The sequence below is a fragment of the Vagococcus fluvialis bH819 genome, from assembly GCF_900163795.1.
GTDB lineage: Bacteria > Bacillota > Bacilli > Lactobacillales > Vagococcaceae > Vagococcus > Vagococcus fluvialis_A.
The window spans coordinates 620,408-639,381 of record NZ_FWFD01000015.1 but is presented as its reverse complement, the minus strand read 5'-3'; the positions used below and the strand labels follow the sequence as shown (position 1 = coordinate 639,381).

Below are 18,974 nucleotides of genomic sequence, written 5' to 3'. Positions count from 1 at the left end.
CAGCCATATCTACGTCTCTAATACGAGAATTTGCTTCAGTTAAGTTTTCTTGAGCTACAGATAAGTTATTAATTGTATGTTGTAATCGGTTTTGAGCTGCACCTAAGTCAGAACGAGTACTTGAAATTTTTGAAGAAGCTAAATCTAATTGATTAATTGCCATCTCAGCTGATTTTTGATCAGATAAATTAAGATCAGTTAAGCCTAATGTTTTTGAGTCAATAGTTCCAATACTTACACTAATGATATCTCCAGTATTAGCGCCTACATGGAAATCTAAAGCATTTTTACCTGGGTTTGCCGTAAAAGTTGTTGTTGTTTTTGCTATTTTAGTAGGCTCTGGTGCAGATCCATCAGCTTTCATACCAACTTCACCATTTCCATATCGACCTTCTGTTGTTAATTTAACAACACCTACTGATTTTTTACCTTCTTTTGGTACACTTACTTCAGCTGTTCCAGTACCAGTTGAAGTTACATCATCTTTTTTATAAATTGAATATGTACCATCATTGTTATCTACAGTTTTATAATCAGCGTTCATCGATTGAACATGTTTTTCACCATCTTTATCTCTAACATAACCAATAGAAACCTCATCTGTAAGATTTTTATCTGAATAGCTTACAGTCATGTACATGTTTGCATCATTAACTGATTTAGTAGTTGATCTTGAAGAAGTATCAAATTCACCATCTAATAAATTCTTTTGGTTAAAGTTAGTTGTTTGTGAGATACGATCTACTTCTTCTTTTAACGCGTCAAATTCTTTGTTGATTTCCGCACGGTCTTCGTTACTTAATGTTCCGTTTGATCCTTGTGTTGCTAAGTCACGCATACGGTTGATGATGTCGTGAGTTTCGTTTAAAGCACCCTCAGCTGTTTGGATTAATGAAATACCATCTTGTGCGTTACGGCTAGCTTGTTTTAAACCACCGATTTGGCCTTTCATTTTTTCAGAAATCGCCAAACCTGCTGCGTCGTCTCCGGCACGGTTGATACGTAATCCTGATGATAATTTAGCTAATGAATCTGCCTTAGCGTTATTTGCTGATGTTAAACGTGAATAAGTGTTCAATGCTGGTACGTTTGTATTAATTCTCATGATTATTTTCCCCCTGAATTTTTTTAAGGTATTATGATGAGGTTACCCTCTGTTATATATATCGGCTCTTTTTAAAAATAATTAATCTGAATAAAGAGAAAAACGACCTAAAATAGATCGTTTTTAATAATTATTACTGTAATAAAGAAAGAACGCTTTGTGGCATTGCATTAGCTTGTGCTAACATAGAAGTTGCTGCTTGAGAAAGAATGTTATTCTTCGTAAAGTTCATCATTTCTTCAGCCATATCTACGTCTCTAATACGAGAATTCGCTTCTGTTAAGTTTTCTTGTGCAACAGATAAGTTGTTGATTGTATGTTGTAAACGGTTTTGTGCAGCTCCTAAATCAGAACGAGTGCTTGAGATTTTTGAAGAAGCTAAATCTAATTGGTTGATTGCCATTTCAGCTGATTTTTGATCAGATAAATTAAGGTCTTCTAATCCTAAAGTTTTTGAGTTAATTGTTCCAATTTCAACGCTGATAATGTCGCCTGTATTAGCTCCTACATGGAAGTCTAAACCTGTTTTAGTTGTTTCTTCGGTAAATACAGAAGAGTGTTTAGCTTCTGTAGTTGGATCTGGTTTCCATGATCCAGCATTAGCTGTATCTGCCTGCATTCCAACAAGTCCACTACCATATCTACCTTCTGTTGTGAGTTTGACAACACCAACACTTTTTCCTTCAACTACAGGATCAGGAGCACTTCCTGTATCTTTTTCTTTAATAATCCATGTACCATCTTCGTTATCTTTTACTTCATAACTTGCTGCACCTGCACCAGTTAATACAACATTCGTATTGCCATTACCATCTCTTGTATATTCAACATCAAATGCACCATCTAATTTTTTATCAGTGTAGTTGACTGTCATATACATATCAACGTCACCTTTTTTAGCAACAGCTTGTTTAGAAGATGAATCAAATTCACCATCCAACAAGTTCTTTTGATTAAAGTTAGTTGTTTGTGAAATACGGTCTACTTCTTCTTTTAAAGCATCAAATTCTTTGTTGATTTCCGCACGGTCTTCGTTACTTAACGTTCCATTTGATCCTTGTGTTGCTAAGTCACGCATACGGTTGATGATATCGTGTGTTTCATTTAAAGCACCCTCAGCTGTTTGGATTAATGAAATACCGTCTTGAGCATTACGGCTAGCTTGTTTTAAACCACCGATTTGGCCTTTCATTTTTTCAGAAATTGCTAAACCTGCTGCGTCGTCTCCCGCACGATTGATACGTAATCCTGATGATAATTTAGCTAATGAATCTGCCTTAGCGTTATTTGCTGATGTTAAACGTGAATAAGTGTTTAGTGCTGGTACGTTTGTATTAATTCTCATTGTTGTTTTCCTCCTATTTTTAAACTACTTTTTACTTTGAGGTTACCCTCTGTTATATATATCGGTTGTTTTTTTTTGAAGTTAACTCTTTTTTTTAAGGAGTATAAACTAAATTCCATTTTATTTTTAAATCAATTGTTTGTTTACCAGGTGGAACCTCAATTCCAGCTGGAAGGTTTAGTTTGACATTGGAAAACGTGTATTGTTTTAAAATCGTTCCAGGTACGTAGTAGCCCTTCTCATCAGTTGATAAGTGCCTTTCATTAGGATTATCCATATTTATTTCTCCCGTGAAAGCAAAAGGTTCAACAACTTCACCACTTAATGGAACAGTTCCTTCGTTACTTTCTATATCTGTTTTATCAACCTGATTAGATTTTATTGTATAACTAATTTCAGTTGTAGCTAACCAATCAGGAACATCTTCAATGACCGCAGTAATTTGCGGAATGCCATCTTCTAAAACACCTAGTTGTTCTATTTCTTCATTATTTACATTGATAATTTGGGCTGAAGAACCAATAAGCTGTGTTCTGTTTTCCAAAATAAAACCTCTACGATCATAAAAACCTAATACACTAGTAGACCCAACAGCAGTTTTTTCTACACTTTTCTCTTCTCCATTATAAATAATATCTCCAAATTGAAAAACATTAGGTGTAATACTTCGAGAAACTCCTGAACTTAATCTTCCATACATCTGTGTATTATCAGTTAAAATGTCTTCTTCTGCTTTAACACTTACTTGATATAATAAAATAGTAGTAAATAAAATGATACTCAATATTCTTTTCTTTTTCATCTTTTTTCTCCTTTATTCAGGATCAGTTACTAGATCCCACAGCATTATAAAATTAAGTCTTTCACCATTTATAGCTCTACTTAAATTATTAGCCGTAGATTTATTCTCAAATTCAAAACTTGATTGCTCTTCATCTAAAGTAAATATACTATCTAATTTTTGTTGCACAGGATCGTTGTAGCCTTTCAGAGTTTGAGCAATCTTAGATTTTGAAGAATCTACATTAGTAACTTTCATAGCCGATTTAAAACTTTCGATATTATTTGAATCATTATTAAATAATTGGGTATATGTTATAAATGAATCAATTCTATTATTTGAATTTAAATTATAGTAAATCATCCCATGACCATCTTTAACTGTAACCTTAGATTGGAGACTCCAACCAGTACTCGAACGAGTCTCATCAGTAACAACTAAACTCCCAGTACTTTTAAGTTTCCCAGTACCACGATAGCCTGAAGTGCCATTCTGCTCCTTCATCCCATAAAATGTCATTGTAGGCACCTCAGTTATCTTCAGCGGTCCTTTCTTACCTAATATGGTGAACTTCAATGCCGTTTCACCTAGAGATGTCTGTTCCTTGTTTTCTTCATCATCCCCTTCTTCTGCAAGACTAACCAATCCTTGACTAAATATACCTAATACGATGAGTAGCAAATAAAACCATTTCTTTTTATTCATGAAACACATCCCAACCTTTCTACATTTCTTATCATCTAAGAATGCCTTTTTTATTTATTTTAAAATTGAAAAACAAGCTGTTTTCCAAATTAAAATCACTTTTATTCTGTATTTTCACTTTCTATAACTTGTAAGTTACCCTCAGAATTTGGCTCATCTAAAGTTTCTTTTTCTTTGTATTTACGATAAGCAATGTATATAAGTAGCAATATGATAATTAATATGAACAACCAATACCATGTCCGATGAACCAAAATAACTTGCTCACCATCGATTTTGAAAGTTTGTCTGATTTCTTGGTTGAACCGGCGATCACCTTCTTCATTCTCAAAAGTTAAAATCATCTCATATAATCCTGAACTTAACTTTTTTTCCAACATTATAGGAAGATAAAAATCAGCAGATGGTGCTATATCAACTTTTTGGTTTTCCTCAAAAATAATTTTTTTTGATTTTTTGTTAATAATTTTTTGATTTAATTTTGTGTTTTTTAATAATATGGGTGCTTTATTTGTTAGTAAATTATTAATCGTAAAACCTTCAGCATCATTATCTTTTTCCATATTCTGTAACTTTAAATCAAAGTTTTTATCTAGTTCACTCCCATTTAACTGAATAGCAACGGATCGAGTGAATAGATTAGAATAGCCAGGATTTTTTTTCTCCATTTCTGATAAATTAGGGCTAATATGAATTCCCCCCAAAATGACACCTTCATAACTGTTTTTAGGATGGTTAATCTCTATTTTTATCGCTTGGCTTTCTCCTTTTTTTACAGTAGCCTTTTCTTGAATACTTGTAATTTCTGTTAACCTACGATGTTCTAAAACTTGTTTTGTCGCATCTTTATTTGTATATTCAATGACACCGCGAGAATTAGTTGCAGCGTCGGTTATAACTAAATCAAAATCCTCTACATTACTCGAATCATTAACAATGTACAACGTAACTATTTGTTTTTCATCAGGTAAAGCATTAAGATCAAAATACTGTGTTGGACCCTTTTTTTGATTTTTTGGTAATTCTAATTCAATTGAAAAACCAGCACCTTCATTTGCCTCTACTTGATACGAAAAAAATAAACAACCAAACAATATAAGCGTTAAAAATATCTTTAAACTTTTTGTATTTACCATTTCTCTCCTCCTAAAAAATTAAAGATTCCTTTAATAAACTAAAAAGATAGCCATCTAAAAAAACACTTGATATATATATTTATCGGTAATAAAATAACACTTATTAATTATTTATTAGAAATTTTTCATTTAACATTGTTCTATTTTTCACTTGATAGTATTAAAAAAAACTATCAAAAATATGGTAATAAGCCACATTTTGATAGTTTTTCTATTTTATATGTAATCCAATATTGATGTCTGCATAATTTTTGTTCCCACTGAAAGACAGGCTTGGTAAGCAACCATTTCAGTACTCCATTCCATATACTTCTCAGCTAAATCAATATCTTGTTTCTCAGATAAAGCTTCTTTTAATTGTAAATTCTCAGCTTCATTGCGATCCTTGGCTGACTCTAAACGGTTAGTTGTCGTTCCAATTTTGGCTCGTGAATCGACCATATTTTCAAGATGATTATCCCATCTGGCTATAAGACCTGTAGCTGGTTCATCACTGGTTGCTGCTGTTCCAGAAATGGCTGCATGATCATTATTATTCATAGCAAGCATCAAATCTTGAACAAATATATTTAAATTATCAACATTGCCATCAGCATCTGTCGTTTCATTCATGAATTTACTACCATCAGTTACAAGTTCAACAGTCACACCTTCTGAGATCTCTCTTGGAAGATTGTTATCTGTTCCGTGGTATTTAATTTCTGTGATGTCTCCGTTACTATCTTTAACAACTTCAAAAGGTGGGGTTGTTGTATTTTGTCCCCCAAATACATATCTGCCATCATAAGTAGTGTTAAGTGAATCTACGATTCCATCAATTTCAGATATCATTTCCTGTTTATTGGCTTTCATCTCATCTGGACCTAAAGTATCATTAGCACTTGCTAATAATAAATCTCTAACACGGTGCATTGATTCAGTCGCATTTTTAAGAGCCGCATCTTGAGTATTACTCCAACCAATGGATTCATTGATAGTTGTATTGTATCCTTCGTTTCTATAAATTGAGTCATTCATATTTAATATTTTAGAAAATGCTAAAGGATTATCTGACGATTTTTCAATTTCTAAAAATGAACTTAATTGACGATGATACTTATTCATTCTTGTATAATTATGATTTAAATTCCGTTGAAATGACGCATGTTGATTAGCATCGGATACTCTCATTCTTTATTACACTCCTGTTCTATTAATTAATGTGTCGAGTAGATCAGAGACGACTGATATTACTCTTGCATTAGCTTGAAACGCTCTTTGAAAACGCATAACATCGGTGATTTCCTCATTGATATTTACCCCAGAAACAGAATATTTACGATCTTCTAATTGAAAAAGTAAAAACTCTTGCGTGTTCACTCTATTATCAGCTTGTTGTTTTGCAATACCATTTTTAGTCACAATATCAATGTAAGAACCAAGTAAAGTTGATCCACCAGGCTCATCTTTAAAAGACATTGTATCTGGATCATATTCAAATTTAGCATCTGGGTATCCAAATCGGGCATTCTTTAAGTTACCAAGTGCTAAAGCTCTCGATCCATCACCTACAGCGCCATCAGGTCCAACATCTTTCCCTGCATTTACTAATGAAGGATCTTTTTTTATATCTTCATTTACTTTTATACTCTTCGCACTGTTATTTTCATCAAAAGTAAAAAAATCAATACTCTTACCATCATCTGAATGAATCGTATTAACAGAAGTTGCTAAATTATAGACAAAAATATTAAACTCTTCTGTTCTTGCATTAATTTCTGCTAAGCCCTCTTGTAATCCTTTAGCTGCTCCACTTTCTACCTCAATTGGTTGGAAAGTAGTTGGCGTATCTTTAGGATTTGAAATCAACAACTGACCAACCGGATATGTTTCACCATTTGTTAATGGTACTTTTTCATTCGTTAAGTTTCCACCTTCTGAAACAAGTGGCTGGCCATTTTCATCAGTTCCTACTACAACACTAATTGTTCTAATTTCACCAGGGGCTAGTATTGTTTCTCCACCCATTTTTACTGACACACGACCGTACTCATCAAAAGTAGTGTCTATATTACCGAAACCAGATAAATCCTCTAGAAGCATATCTCGTCTATCTAGCAAATCATTAGGGACACCACCGTCAGCAGATGCTTTGAAAATTTGTTGGTTAATTTCATTTAATTCTTCTAATTTACTATTAAAATCCAAAACATTTTTTTCTAGAACTGAGACAGTATCATTGTGTAACGTTTCAAGTTGTTTAGCTGTACGATTAATATTTTCAGCCAAATTATTACCATTTTCAACTACTATCAATTTTGCAGTATTTGATTCTGGGTTATTTGCCAATTGTGACCAAGCATCAAAATAAGCAGCTAAATCATCTGATAATGCTTTTTGTCCTGGCGTTTCATTAAAAATACTTTCGATTTGACCCAAAACATCTGCCTTTTGTTGGTATTGATTATAGACAGAATTTTCTTTTCTGATATTAGCTAGTACAAATTGATCTGAAGCTCTTGTGATAGAAGATACTTTTGACCCTGTCCCAATTTGCCCTATACCTGTATAATTATAAGGTTGATTAGTTTCCATCTCTGCCCTTTGTCTTGAATAACCAGGGGTATTGGCATTAGCAATATTATGTGATGATGTTTCTAGAGCTGTTTGTTGGGTGTTCATACCGCTATTAGCAGTTCCTAGTGTTCCGAATAAGCCTGTCATTGTATTCCTCCTATATCTTTTTTACATTGAGTGATTGATAAAACCAACATCTACTTGATTTTTTAGATTACCTTTATTAGAGTAAGTTGCGTTTGTTTTTTGCGCAATTTCACCAACAGCCTTTATAAAATTATCATTAAAAGCCATTGCCTGTTTTGTTAAGAGAAGGTTATTATCTTGCAACTCTTTTACTTCACGTAGTAATCCTTTTTCACTTTCGTTTGGTACCCCTTTGATACTACTAAGAGAATCTACGATTAGTTCTTTTTGTTTCACTATTTTTTCAATTTGAATGCCATCACTTTCTAGTAATGCTTTTTTCTCTTTTTTTAATACACGTATTAATTGTTTTAATGTTGGTGTAATTTGTTTAGTAGGTTCCATATTATTGTTGTTGTCCTTTTATCGTTTCAAATAATTTATCGGCTAATTCATCGGAAGATATTTTATATGAACCATCGTTAATTGCTTTTTTAATCTCTGCAACTCTTTTAGAATTATCACTTTCAATCACTTGGTCACTTAATCTAATTTGTTTACTTGCGTTTGAAAGATTAATTGCAACAGATTCTTCTTTTGTAACTTTTTTGTTTTTTTCATTAATATCATTGTTTTTTTGTGAATTATAATTATCACAATATTTTGAATACTGATTATTTATTTTCATGTAAATTCTCCTTTAATTAAAATAATAGAGATGAGTATTTGTTTCTACATAATAGTTATCGGATCTTTTGAAAAAAAATTAATACTTTTCATAATTACTTTATAAGTCACTATTAGGTCTATAAAAAAATTTAACAAAAAAACTAATCGAACAAGTCAAAAGACTTATTCTGATTAGTTTAGTTTAAATTATTTATTCGTTGTTTTTGAGAAAGGATACTCGTAATTCTAATACCAAAGTTCTCATTGATAACAACTACTTCCCCATGAGCTAGTAACTTACCATTAACATAAACTTCCAAAGGTTCGTCTGTTAATTTATCTAGTTCAACAACAGAACCTACACCAATTGACAGTATTTCTTTAATTGATTTTCTGCTATTTCCTAAAACAACACTGAAATCCAAAGGAACATCCATTAATAAATCAAGATTATCACTATTTGTTTCTACTTTTTTTACATCTAAATCTTCAAATTCAGGCTGTTGAATAACAACTTTACGTGTATTTTCTTGTGTTTGAATCGTTTCTTCAACTATTTTTTCTTTCACGACTTCACGTCCTTTTAGAACTTCTGCTGTATCTTGCATCATTAGTTCTGAAATTTCTTCAACCATTTCACGTGTGTAAATTTGCATAATTTCACTTTCAATAACACCTTCAACTGATAAATCAAAAGAAACTTTCGACACGACTGTTTCTAAATCTATCCCAGTGTAACTTACTGATTCTTCATCTTTCCATAAATTAACTTCAGGAGGTAAAATATCAACTTTTTTACCAATCATCGTTGCCATTGAAGTCGAAGCCGATCCAATCATTTGGTTCATAGCTTCTCCAACTGCGCTTAATTCTAATTCTGTAAATTCATTACTTTCTGGATGTCCATCTCCACCAATCATTAAATCTGCAATTATAATTGCATCCTCAACATTTAAAAGCATTAAGTTACTGCCCTCTAAACCTTCTTTAAAACCAACGACTGAAGATACTTTCGGAGTTACCAGATCACTTAAAATTTCTTTGAATTTAACATATTTTACCCTAGGAGTTGTAATTGTCACTCTCCTATTTAAAATTGAAGATAATGTTGTCGCAGCTTGAGACATTGATATATTTCCGACTTCTCCAATTAGATCTGTTATATCTTGATTAAAGAGAGGTTCTATTTCTTCGTTTCCATCTTTTATCATATTATCTATTTGCTCTTGAGATAAACCTTCGCTCATTATTCTGATTCTCCTTCTGAAATTTCTAATACTTCAACTGCTAACCTATTTTCTTTTTTACCTGGTTTTACATAACCAAAGAATTGATCACCAGCATACATTTTTAAAGGTTCTGAAATTTTTTGATTTAAACTTATCGCATCTCCAATTTCAAGATTGATGAAATCAGAAAGAGTCATTGTCGTTGTGCCTAAAATCGTCTCTAAACCTAAATCAACACTTTTGATATTTTTATGTAAATGATCACTATCTTCTTGATTAAATCCTTTATCTGAGTCGAACCAATTTCTAAAACTAAGTTTATCCATAATACCTTCAAAAAAGACATAAGGAATACATAAATTAATAAATGTTTTTTGATTCAATACTGAAACTGTGCACGTTACAAGTACCACTGGCTCATTAGGAGACATATTTTGTAGCAATTGAGGGTTAGTATCTATACCACTTAAATTACAATCAAGCTCTACTAAATCTTTCCATGCTGTTTCAAAGGATACTATTAATATTTTATAAACTTCTTCTAGTAAAGCTAATTCGATATCTGTAAAACTTTTCTTATTTTCAGTATTACTTTTCCCAATTTCAGTTTCACTGCCACCGCACAGTAACTCAACTAAAATCATAGAAAATTGTGGATTAATTTCAATCATCTGGATTCCTGTTAGTGGTGCTGATTGGAATAGACCAAGTAACGTAAATTTAGGTATCGAATGGATGAACTCATCGTAACTAATTTGCTCAATTGATGTTAATTTAAACGATACATTTGACCTAATTTGAGTCGTAAGATTATTTCCTGCATATTTAGAAAAGTCCTCAAAAATCATAAATAAAGTGTTAATATATTCTTTTGATAATTTAGTAGGTCTTCTAAAGTCATATGCTTTAGCATGACTTTCTTCTTCCTTTTCTAAATAAGCTTGTTCATCAATCTCTCCACTGTTCATAGCACTTAAAAGTTTATCAATTTCTTGTTGTGTCAATACTTGTGTCAAATTGATCCCTCATTTTCAGTAAATATTGTCATAATGTCAATAATATTAGTTAGTTTATCTTGTATAGAAATAATTCCTTCTATATTCTCATTATTTTTTGTTTCTAATGGTTGAATTTCTTCAGTTTTTATAGAAAAAACGCCAACAATATCTTCCACAAGTAAACCAATTTTTTCTTCTTCATTTGTTATTACAATTATATTTTTATGGAGTTTGTTATCCTCTTCTTCTAAAAACTTCGAAAAATTAACAAGTGTGACAATTGTTCCTCTAAGATTAATTAACCCTTCAACCCATTTAGGTGCTTGAGGTACTTGAAAAATTTTAGTTGACTTTATAATTTCTCCTACATTCTCCGTACGAATGCCATAATATTTTTCACCTTTAGTAAAGACAATTAATTGCATAATATTTTCTCCTCAATATTATATTGACTAGACACTGACTTTATCCAACGCTTTAATAACACGCTCTGAATCAAAAGGTTTAACAATAAAGTCAAGTGCTCCTTCACGTATAGCTTCCATTACCATTGATTGTTGGCCCATTGCACTACACATTAAAATCTTTGCATTTGGATCAAAAGCTTTAATTTTCTTTAGAGCTTCCACACCATCCATTTCAGGCATAGTAATATCCATTGTTACTAAGTCTGGTTTTTCAGATTTATACTTTTCCACAGCTTCTAAGCCATTTTGAGCTTCACCTAATACTGAATAACCATTTTTTTCTAAAATATCCTTAAGCTTCATTCTCATAAATACCGCATCATCTACTATTAAAACTGTTTTTGTCATTTTATATTTCCTACTTTCTACATTCCTATTGATTTAAACAAATTTTCTAAAACACCGACTTCTGGGATGAAATAAAGTAAAGCATCCATTTTTTTTCCAGAATAATAAAACTCATTTTCTATAATTAAAATCTCATCATCAAACTGATCAAACGCCATATACAAACTACTTATGATTGAACCAAACATATCAATCGTTAAGTTTGGGTCCGACGAAACTATTTTTAAATTTAACAACTGACTAATAGCGTTCAAAAAAGAGTTAACTAATATATTAGAAAGCTCCATAATCGCTGAACCAATCATTTCATCTGTCTTTTCAAAACCTGGTGGTAACATCATGTCACATATTTCACTTGCAGAACTTTCAGGTAAAGCAAATAAAAACATGCCTTCACCGTCACTACTTATCTGAATAGTTGCTGCATAAATCACTTCACTTTCTGGCATTATTTTTTTATACAATTCCTCATATTCCATTACTTTTATTAAAGGAACAACCATCTCCACTGGTTTATCAATTAAAACAGATATACTTGTTGCTGCATTTCCACCACCAATATTTACCAATTCTTTTAGTGCATCAATTTCTAGTGAATTTAATTTATTCATCATACTGTTTTCACACTACCTTCACTACATATAACATTTATATCAATAATCAATGTTATGTCTCCATTTCCAAGAATAGTAGCTCCTAAAAATTTATTTAAGTGTTTTAATTCTTTACCTAATTTTTTAATAACAATTTCTTGTTGACCGATTAAATCATCAACTAAAAATGCGTAATAATTTTTACCTAATAGAACTATAATAAGATGAGGGTGAGCATTTTCGATTTCATTTTTTTTCAATTGAAGTGATTCTTGTAATCTAATTACTGGTATCGCAATGTCTTGGTACATAAATACTTCTTTTGTATGAACTTTGACAATATCTTTTTCCGAAACTTCAAAAACTTTTTCAATTGAGCTTTGTGGCAATGCGAACAATTCACCTGATACTTCCACCATAAGTGATTGAATAATTGAAAGAGTTAATGGCAAATTAATTGTAAAAATTGATCCCATATTTACTTCACTTTGAAGTTCAATAGTTCCTCCGAGTTGACTGATTTTAGATTGGACAACATCCATACCTACGCCTCTTCCGGAAACATTTGTTACTTCTTGAGCCGTTGAAAACCCAGGATGAAAAATTAGATGAATGATTTCTTTATCTGACATCCCCTCAGTTGAAATCCCTTTTTTTTCAGCACTTTTCTTTATAATGTCTGGATTTATTCCTTTACCATCATCAGAAACTGTAATAGTTACACGATTTCCCTGCTGAAAAGCACTTATTTTAATTTCCCCTTCAACTGGTTTACCTAATTCTTTTCTCCGCGCTCGAGATTCAATTCCATGATCAGCAGAATTTCTTATAAGATGGACAAGTGGCTCACTTAATTCTGATACAACTGTTCGGTCAAGCTCAGTATCTTCTCCCTCAATAACTAAGATCATGTCTTTATCCAAATCTTTTGCTAAATCACGAACTACTCGTGGAAACCGATTCATAACTACACTAACTTGTTGCATTCGTATTTTTAATACTAAATCCTGTAATTCAGATGTAATACGAGCAACTTCTGTCAATGGCTCTTTGATATCATGTTTTGTATCATTCATGCTTATATTTTCTAGTCTTGTTCTATAGACTACTAATTCTGACACTAAATTCATAAAGGTATCCAGTTTTATTAAATCCACTTTAATCGACTGTTGTCCATGTTTCGGAATATTTTTTGATTTTTCTTTTTTAGCCGTTTTTATTTCTGTAGTTGTTTTTTTTGTTTCTGGTAAAAGTTGTTTGTTAAACGTTTCTTCTGGCGATAAAATACTTATAGAATCAATGTCACTATTAGATTGTATATTTTTTTCAACTTCTTCAATATTTTTTTCAGTGATCAAAACTATATGGAAATCACGATCAAATTCACCTTTTTCTAACGTTTCTGTATCAGGATAACTGAATGTAATTTCACCGACTTCGTTTAATTTATCTAAAATTAAATAAACTCTTGGTGCTTTTAGAGTGCATTCTTTATCTAATCTTATACTTACAGCAAATGGTGTATACTCTGTGTTTTCTAAATCATTCATTAACTGAACGTCTTCAGTTGTTAATAATTCTGAGGGAAATCTAATTTCCTTAAGAGTTACATCTCCTTTATTTTCCACAACGATTTTTTTTTCAAATTCTTTATTCTCTATCTCTTCTAATTTTTTCATTAAACTTGCAATTTCTTCATCTTGAAAATCAGTTTCACTTCTCAAACTTTCAATGATCTCAGATAAAGAATCTAAACAGTCAAAAATAAGGGAAATACTATCTGAATTCACTTCAACTACTTTATTTTTAAATAATTGAAAGACATTTTCCATACGATGAGTCAATTTTGCCATTGTTTCATAACCCATTGTAGCAGCCATACCTTTTAACGTATGAGCAGATCTAAATATGCTATCAATTGTCTCTTCATTTTCAGGGTCGTTCTCAAGTTCTAAAACACCATCATTTAAGTTTTCTAAATGCTCATCTGCTTCTTCAAAAAACAGTTCTCGATATTTTTCATTTTCGTCCAATAAACTTCCTCCTTTCTTTATTTTTGATAGATAAACGAGTCAATTTTTTTAAAGCCAAATTTTTCTGGCTGATTTATAGTTTCTGTAGCTCCTGTAAAAAATATGCCTCCGGGAACTAAAGAATCATAAAATTTTTGATACAATTCGTCACGTGCATCCGGTTTGAAATAAATTGTTACATTTCTGCAGATAATCAAATGAAATCCTGTTTCAAATCTACTTTGTAATAAATCATGTTCCTTAAATCTAATATTATTTTTAATTTCAGGTTTAAGTTCAAAACCATTATTTTTTTCAACAAAATGTTGCTGCAATTGTTTTTGAGAAACATTTTTTAATTCATTTTTAAAATAAAAACCATTTTTTGCTCTATTTAAAATTAATTTATCAATATCCGTGGCTAAAATCTTTCCTGATAATTTAATGTTATTCTCTGCAAAAAGCATAGCCAGGCTATATGGTTCAGAACCGTTAGAACATGCTGCACTCCAACATTTAATGGTGTTAAAATTATTTTGTAAGTCATTTTTCAAATGTTTTGTTAATGCTATAAATAGTTCTGGATTTCTAAAAAATTCGGTCACATTAATTGTAAGATAATTTTTTAATTCTTCTTTAACCTCAATGTCTTTCTCCATTAAGGACATATAATCTTTTAGATTGGTAATTTCTCTACTTTCCATCATATTGAGTATTCTACGTTGTAATTGATTTTCCTTATACGATGATAAGTCCATTCCTAAGTAGCGATTACCCCATTTATTGAATTCTTCAAAATTATTTTTCATTATTTCACCCTTATCATCCAATTTAATTTTGTTCCAATCATATCCAAAGATAGAATTTCATCTACAACTCCCAATTCAACTGCACGTCTTGGCATTCCATAAACCACTGATGTTTCTCTATCTTGAGCAATTGTATATCCTTTATTTTCTGAAATAATTTTCATTCCTTCAGCCCCATCACTGCCCATACCAGTTAAAATAATACCTACTAAACTTTTACCATATACTTTGGATGCCGTTTCAAACAATGGATCTACAGCAGGTCTAACACTATTTATTTTTTCTTCTTCATTAGTCAAATAAATTCTTTTCTGATCAATTCTCATATGATAATCTCCAGGAGCTATATAGACAACTCCTGGTTTGATTAAATCCATATGTTTTGCTTCAACAACTTCTACAGCAGCTTCACTATTCATACGATTCGAAAATGACTTTGTAAATCCAGAAGGCATATGTTGAACAATAAATATAGGAACTGATAATTCTTTTGGAATATATTTTATTAATTCCATTAATGCTTTTGGTCCCCCGGTGGAAGAACCAATAACAATACCTCTAACTTTGGTAGGAAATTTTTTTTCATAATTTTGTCTTTTTGTTTCACTTATTTCTTTACTACTTGGTATTGTCACAATTGATTTAATCTTTGTCTCTAGTTCACGCATAAAAGATGCTTCAATTTGTGAAATATTGAGAGGTTTTTCCACAAAATCCATGGCACCATATTCTAAGCAAGTAATTGTCATTTCTTTTCCTGAATGAGAACTCAGCATAATTACTGGAATTTTATATTCTTTTTTTATTATTTTTAAAGTTTCTAAACCACCTATTCCAGACATCTCAATATCAAGCGTAATCAAATTGGGAGTTTCTCTTTTCAATTTTAACAATGCATCTTCACCACTTCTTGCTACTGCGCACACCGTGACATTAGATATACTATTAATTTGATCCGATATAACTTTTCTCATAAAAGCTGAATCATCAACAACCATTACTTTTATCGTCATTTAATCTACCTCTCATTTTATAATTCGTGAACTTCTCTATTTACCATTTTTATAGAAACCGTCATTGTCTCTGAATCAACAAAGATAGAACGTCCCATGTCTCCTCCAACATGCCTTCCAACAATTGGGATTCTTAGTTCTTTTAAAACTTTTTCAACGGCTTCTATATTTCTTTCACCTACATTTTGAGTTTTCACATCATTGGCAAGTTTAAACATGCTAGCTCCTCCAGCAATTTTAGCAGCCAATCGACTAGGAGTTGCTTGTTGTTTTTTGATTTCAGTCACCATTGCCGGAATTGCTAAATCTGCAAATTTTTCGACTTTAACAACACTACGTGTACTAAACATTTCACTGTCAGGTAACATGATGTGACTTAAACCAACTAACTTATTTTTTTTATCGCAGATCACAATACCGATGCACGATCCCAACCCTAATGTGATTAGTTGATTAGGTGCTTCAGTAATTTTATAATCTGAAATCCCTACTTTTATCTCTTTAGTCATTGATTTTCATCATCTCACTACTGTCATCCGACATAACTTCAGTTTGACTTTCTAACGAACGCAATAATTTATCTAGCATTATATTACCTTCAAAAAGCGCATCAATATCTAATTGAATGACAATACCATCTTTTGTTTTAACAAAGCTTTTAATATAATTTTTATCAAACGTTACATCGTTAGTCATTAACTCAAACTGATTAACGGAAAAATCTACAATTCCTCTAATTGATTCAACTACCAATCCTAGAAATTCATCTTTCCACTGAACAACAATTATTTTTAAATCATCGTTTAATTCAGTAGATTCACCATATAATCGCTGATTTAAATCTATTATGGGTAAGACATGAGCATTGTGCTCTACAACTCCTAAAACAAATAGTGATGTTTCAGGAATTGGTATTGGTTTAGTCCACTGAATTATTTTTTCAATTTTTTTTATCGGAAGGCTCAGTTCTTGTCGTTGACTAAAAAAAACAATTTGTTTTTCCATCATTTTTCCTCCATTAAAACAATTTTACTTTTTTAAATTTTAAAATTATTGACCTGTTCTTTCAAACCTTCAGCAATCATTTCAAGGTCCTGTATATTGGCAGTAAACTCTTGCATTGTTGCTAATATTTCTTCTGCATTTGCTGAGACTTCTTCTGTGCCTGCTGAATTTTCTTCAGTTGATGCGGATATATTTTCAACTGAAAATAATACATCGTCTTTCTGCTGTTTAATATCTTGGCTCAACTGATCAATCTTATGAACATTTTGAATAATAATATCAAACTGATTAGTTACTTTATCTGTTGATTCAATGGCATTATTAATTATTTCAGTTTGTTTTTGTCCACCATCGTATGAAGCTGAAACTTGGGTTACCATCTCATTTGATTTATTTTGAATTGCTTCAATGATGGATTCAATATCTTTTGTCGAACCAGCACTTTGCTCTGCTAATTTACGAACCTCTTCTGCAACAACAGCAAATCCTTTACCAGCCTCACCTGCTCTAGCAGCTTCTATAGAAGCGTTTAATGCAAGTAAATTGGTTTGGGTAGAAATGTCAGTAATAACTTGAATAATTTTGTTGATATTTTGAATATCCATGTTCATTCCTGTCATGTCATCAACTAATAATTTAAGCTTTTCCCTCTCAATTTCCCAATTTTCATGAACATCATGCATCAAATCAGAATTACTTTTATTATCTTTACTTGCTGTAATAGCTTGGTCATTCATTTCTAATGCTGATTGATTAATTACTTCAATTGTATTGCCTAAATCATTCATTTCACTTACTGTTTTTTCTGCATCTATTGCCTGTGAACTGGTAGCTTGAGCGATTCCTGTAATGGTCTCAGAAACTTCTTCAGTCGCTGAATTGGTTTGCTTAGAAATCTCTGATAAAGAAATACTCATATCTGCTATTTGATTACTCTCTGTTTGAATATTCTTTACAAGGTTTGAAAAACCATCTAGCATTCCATTGTAGGCATTAGCTATTTGACTGATTTCGCTACCATTTTCTTTAACCTCGCCTGATCCAAATAATTTTGTTACTAATGTATTAGCTTTTTTATCATTATCGCCTCGAATATTTGTTATTTTTGATTTCAAATCACCAGAGCTAGCTTTTTCAAAGTAATATACTAACGTTTGTACTAAACGTATTATTAGTTTAGAAACAAATAGTGCAATAAAAATGGCTATAATTCCCCAAATACCGATAATTATTGAAGATAATTTAAGCATTTCAGCTTGTTTTGATTGAAATTCTTTTTCAGCTGCTTCTGCAATGATAAATAGATCACCTTTAGTTTTAAAATAATAATCACGACCTGCTGGTGTATGTACCATGCCCTTTTGTTCTGTCATTTTTTTAAATCCAACATTTTCTTGAACACTTTTACCAATTTCATTTTTATCATTTGACGCCAATACTTCACCATCAAGTGTTACTAATTTCATTCCACCATAAATACCAATTGGAGTAGAATTCACAATATTTACCGCTTCGTTCATTTTTACATCAATTGCAAGAATACCTTTTACTTGATTATTTTCAACGAGAGTAGTCGAGACTGTATTAATAATTTCTCCAGTGTTTAAATCCTTAATAGGTTTTGACATATGTATTGTTTGTGTGTCAGACATTGCTGAAGTATACCAATCACGTTCCTTATACTGCTCTACTGTCATTTTAAAATCAACAACGCTAACAAGTTCTTTTCCAGTTGGAGCAAAATAAACATCTTCATAGTTATCAGAAGAATCATATAAAAATTTCATGATTTTTTTTATTTCTTGTTGTTTTTTTGATGTATTCAAATCTCCTTTAAAAACTTCATGATTTTTAAGTATTTCCATGTCATTTTTAGCAATATTTTGTGCAGAATTGGCTTGTCTTTGAACACTATCTATTTTTTCATGTGATTCTATTTCCAGTCGATGTTGTAAAGTCTCTTGCATTACCTTCATATTAATTAGTAACACAGTAATCACAGGTACAATGGTCAAAAATAAGATAAATCCTATTATCTTATTTTTGACTGATTTTGTTTTTGGTTTTTTCATATTAA

At 31.4% G+C, this 18,974-nt stretch carries 20 protein-coding genes; all 20 read right to left on the bottom strand.

The features are described from left to right. A partial coding sequence (locus FM121_RS14725; protein ID WP_086952518.1) for a flagellin N-terminal helical domain-containing protein occupies window positions 1–1,105 on the bottom strand: 1,105 nt, incomplete at its 3' end. Window positions 1,106–1,238: 133 nt separating this feature from the next. Next, entirely contained in the window at window positions 1,239–2,450 is a 1,212-nt protein-coding gene (locus FM121_RS12635; protein WP_086952517.1) for a flagellin N-terminal helical domain-containing protein, read from the bottom strand. 94 nt (window positions 2,451–2,544) lie between these two features. Beyond that, complete coding sequence (locus FM121_RS12630) at window positions 2,545–3,252, bottom strand: hypothetical protein (protein ID WP_086952516.1); 708 nt, start codon at window positions 3,250–3,252, stop codon at window positions 2,545–2,547. A gap of 12 nt (window positions 3,253–3,264) precedes the next feature. Further along, window positions 3,265–3,936 carry a hypothetical protein gene (locus FM121_RS12625; RefSeq protein WP_086952515.1) on the bottom strand — a complete coding sequence of 224 codons (672 nt, stop codon included), beginning with the start codon at window positions 3,934–3,936 and terminating at the stop codon, window positions 3,265–3,267. Between the two features lie 101 nt (window positions 3,937–4,037). Continuing rightward, entirely contained in the window at window positions 4,038–5,072 is a 1,035-nt protein-coding gene (locus FM121_RS12620; protein WP_086952514.1) for a WxL protein peptidoglycan domain-containing protein, read from the bottom strand. A 216-nt stretch (window positions 5,073–5,288) separates the two neighbouring features. Continuing rightward, the gene (gene flgL / locus FM121_RS12615; protein ID WP_086952513.1) at window positions 5,289–6,242 is read right to left on the bottom strand and encodes a flagellar hook-associated protein FlgL; all 954 of its coding nucleotides are present in this window, start codon (window positions 6,240–6,242) and stop codon (window positions 5,289–5,291) included. Between the two features lie 6 nt (window positions 6,243–6,248). Further along, a complete protein-coding gene (flgK, locus tag FM121_RS12610) occupies window positions 6,249–7,775 on the bottom strand; it encodes a flagellar hook-associated protein FlgK (RefSeq protein WP_086952512.1) in 1,527 nt (508 codons plus the stop codon). Window positions 7,776–7,796: 21 nt separating this feature from the next. After that, window positions 7,797–8,159 (bottom strand): hypothetical protein, encoded by a 363-nt coding sequence (locus FM121_RS12605; RefSeq protein WP_086952511.1) that lies wholly within the window; start codon window positions 8,157–8,159, stop codon window positions 7,797–7,799. A gap of 1 nt (window position 8,160) precedes the next feature. After that, the gene (gene flgM, locus FM121_RS12600) at window positions 8,161–8,442 is read right to left on the bottom strand and encodes a flagellar biosynthesis anti-sigma factor FlgM (protein WP_086952510.1); all 282 of its coding nucleotides are present in this window, start codon (window positions 8,440–8,442) and stop codon (window positions 8,161–8,163) included. A gap of 178 nt (window positions 8,443–8,620) precedes the next feature. After that, window positions 8,621–9,670 carry a flagellar motor switch phosphatase FliY gene (gene fliY / locus FM121_RS12595; protein WP_086952509.1) on the bottom strand — a complete coding sequence of 350 codons (1,050 nt, stop codon included), beginning with the start codon at window positions 9,668–9,670 and terminating at the stop codon, window positions 8,621–8,623. After that, window positions 9,670–10,668 carry a flagellar motor switch protein FliM gene (gene fliM, locus FM121_RS12590; RefSeq protein WP_086952508.1) on the bottom strand — a complete coding sequence of 333 codons (999 nt, stop codon included), beginning with the start codon at window positions 10,666–10,668 and terminating at the stop codon, window positions 9,670–9,672. The genes fliY and fliM overlap by 1 nt, the downstream gene beginning before the upstream one ends. Beyond that, on the bottom strand, window positions 10,665–11,075 hold the full coding sequence (locus FM121_RS12585; RefSeq protein ID WP_086952507.1) for a chemotaxis protein CheW: 411 nt from the start codon (window positions 11,073–11,075) through the stop codon (window positions 10,665–10,667). Before FM121_RS12585 ends, fliM begins: the two co-directional genes overlap by 4 nt. 27 nt (window positions 11,076–11,102) lie before the next feature. Then, window positions 11,103–11,465: a response regulator gene (locus FM121_RS12580; RefSeq protein ID WP_086952506.1), complete on the bottom strand. Its 363-nt coding sequence runs from the start codon at window positions 11,463–11,465 to the stop codon at window positions 11,103–11,105. 17 nt (window positions 11,466–11,482) lie between these two features. Continuing rightward, window positions 11,483–12,079 (bottom strand): chemotaxis protein CheC, encoded by a 597-nt coding sequence (locus FM121_RS12575; RefSeq protein WP_256958459.1) that lies wholly within the window; start codon window positions 12,077–12,079, stop codon window positions 11,483–11,485. Then, window positions 12,076–14,091 (bottom strand): chemotaxis protein CheA, encoded by a 2,016-nt coding sequence (locus FM121_RS12570; RefSeq protein ID WP_086952505.1) that lies wholly within the window; start codon window positions 14,089–14,091, stop codon window positions 12,076–12,078. Before FM121_RS12570 ends, FM121_RS12575 begins: the two co-directional genes overlap by 4 nt. 17 nt (window positions 14,092–14,108) lie before the next feature. Beyond that, complete coding sequence (locus FM121_RS12565; RefSeq protein ID WP_086952504.1) at window positions 14,109–14,879, bottom strand: CheR family methyltransferase; 771 nt, start codon at window positions 14,877–14,879, stop codon at window positions 14,109–14,111. Next, window positions 14,879–15,892: a protein-glutamate methylesterase/protein-glutamine glutaminase gene (locus FM121_RS12560; protein WP_179203872.1), complete on the bottom strand. Its 1,014-nt coding sequence runs from the start codon at window positions 15,890–15,892 to the stop codon at window positions 14,879–14,881. Before FM121_RS12560 ends, FM121_RS12565 begins: the two co-directional genes overlap by 1 nt. A gap of 17 nt (window positions 15,893–15,909) precedes the next feature. After that, window positions 15,910–16,401 (bottom strand): chemotaxis protein CheD, encoded by a 492-nt coding sequence (locus tag FM121_RS12555; protein WP_086952503.1) that lies wholly within the window; start codon window positions 16,399–16,401, stop codon window positions 15,910–15,912. Then, window positions 16,394–16,897 carry a chemotaxis protein CheW gene (locus FM121_RS12550; protein WP_179203871.1) on the bottom strand — a complete coding sequence of 168 codons (504 nt, stop codon included), beginning with the start codon at window positions 16,895–16,897 and terminating at the stop codon, window positions 16,394–16,396. The genes FM121_RS12555 and FM121_RS12550 overlap by 8 nt, the downstream gene beginning before the upstream one ends. Window positions 16,898–16,929: 32 nt before the next feature. Then, window positions 16,930–18,969 carry a methyl-accepting chemotaxis protein gene (locus tag FM121_RS12545; protein ID WP_086952501.1) on the bottom strand — a complete coding sequence of 680 codons (2,040 nt, stop codon included), beginning with the start codon at window positions 18,967–18,969 and terminating at the stop codon, window positions 16,930–16,932. Window positions 18,970–18,974: the final 5 nt, after the last annotated feature.

Coding starts and splice junctions, on each gene's coding strand:
- FM121_RS12635 (WP_086952517.1), bottom strand. CDS start 2,450: ATGAGAATTAATACAAACGTACCAGCACTAAACACTTATTCACGTTTA.
- FM121_RS12630 (WP_086952516.1), bottom strand. CDS start 3,252: ATGAAAAAGAAAAGAATATTGAGTATCATTTTATTTACTACTATTTTA.
- FM121_RS12625 (WP_086952515.1), bottom strand. CDS start 3,936: ATGAATAAAAAGAAATGGTTTTATTTGCTACTCATCGTATTAGGTATA.
- FM121_RS12620 (WP_086952514.1), bottom strand. CDS start 5,072: ATGGTAAATACAAAAAGTTTAAAGATATTTTTAACGCTTATATTGTTT.
- flgL (WP_086952513.1), bottom strand. CDS start 6,242: ATGAGAGTATCCGATGCTAATCAACATGCGTCATTTCAACGGAATTTA.
- flgK (WP_086952512.1), bottom strand. CDS start 7,775: ATGACAGGCTTATTCGGAACACTAGGAACTGCTAATAGCGGTATGAAC.
- FM121_RS12605 (WP_086952511.1), bottom strand. CDS start 8,159: ATGGAACCTACTAAACAAATTACACCAACATTAAAACAATTAATACGT.
- flgM (WP_086952510.1), bottom strand. CDS start 8,442: ATGAAAATAAATAATCAGTATTCAAAATATTGTGATAATTATAATTCA.
- fliY (WP_086952509.1), bottom strand. CDS start 9,670: ATGAGCGAAGGTTTATCTCAAGAGCAAATAGATAATATGATAAAAGAT.
- FM121_RS12585 (WP_086952507.1), bottom strand. CDS start 11,075: ATGCAATTAATTGTCTTTACTAAAGGTGAAAAATATTATGGCATTCGT.
- FM121_RS12580 (WP_086952506.1), bottom strand. CDS start 11,465: ATGACAAAAACAGTTTTAATAGTAGATGATGCGGTATTTATGAGAATG.
- FM121_RS12575 (WP_256958459.1), bottom strand. CDS start 12,079: ATGATGAATAAATTAAATTCACTAGAAATTGATGCACTAAAAGAATTG.
- FM121_RS12565 (WP_086952504.1), bottom strand. CDS start 14,879: ATGAAAAATAATTTTGAAGAATTCAATAAATGGGGTAATCGCTACTTA.
- FM121_RS12560 (WP_179203872.1), bottom strand. CDS start 15,892: ATGACGATAAAAGTAATGGTTGTTGATGATTCAGCTTTTATGAGAAAA.
- FM121_RS12555 (WP_086952503.1), bottom strand. CDS start 16,401: ATGACTAAAGAGATAAAAGTAGGGATTTCAGATTATAAAATTACTGAA.
- FM121_RS12550 (WP_179203871.1), bottom strand. CDS start 16,897: ATGGAAAAACAAATTGTTTTTTTTAGTCAACGACAAGAACTGAGCCTT.
- FM121_RS12545 (WP_086952501.1), bottom strand. CDS start 18,969: ATGAAAAAACCAAAAACAAAATCAGTCAAAAATAAGATAATAGGATTT.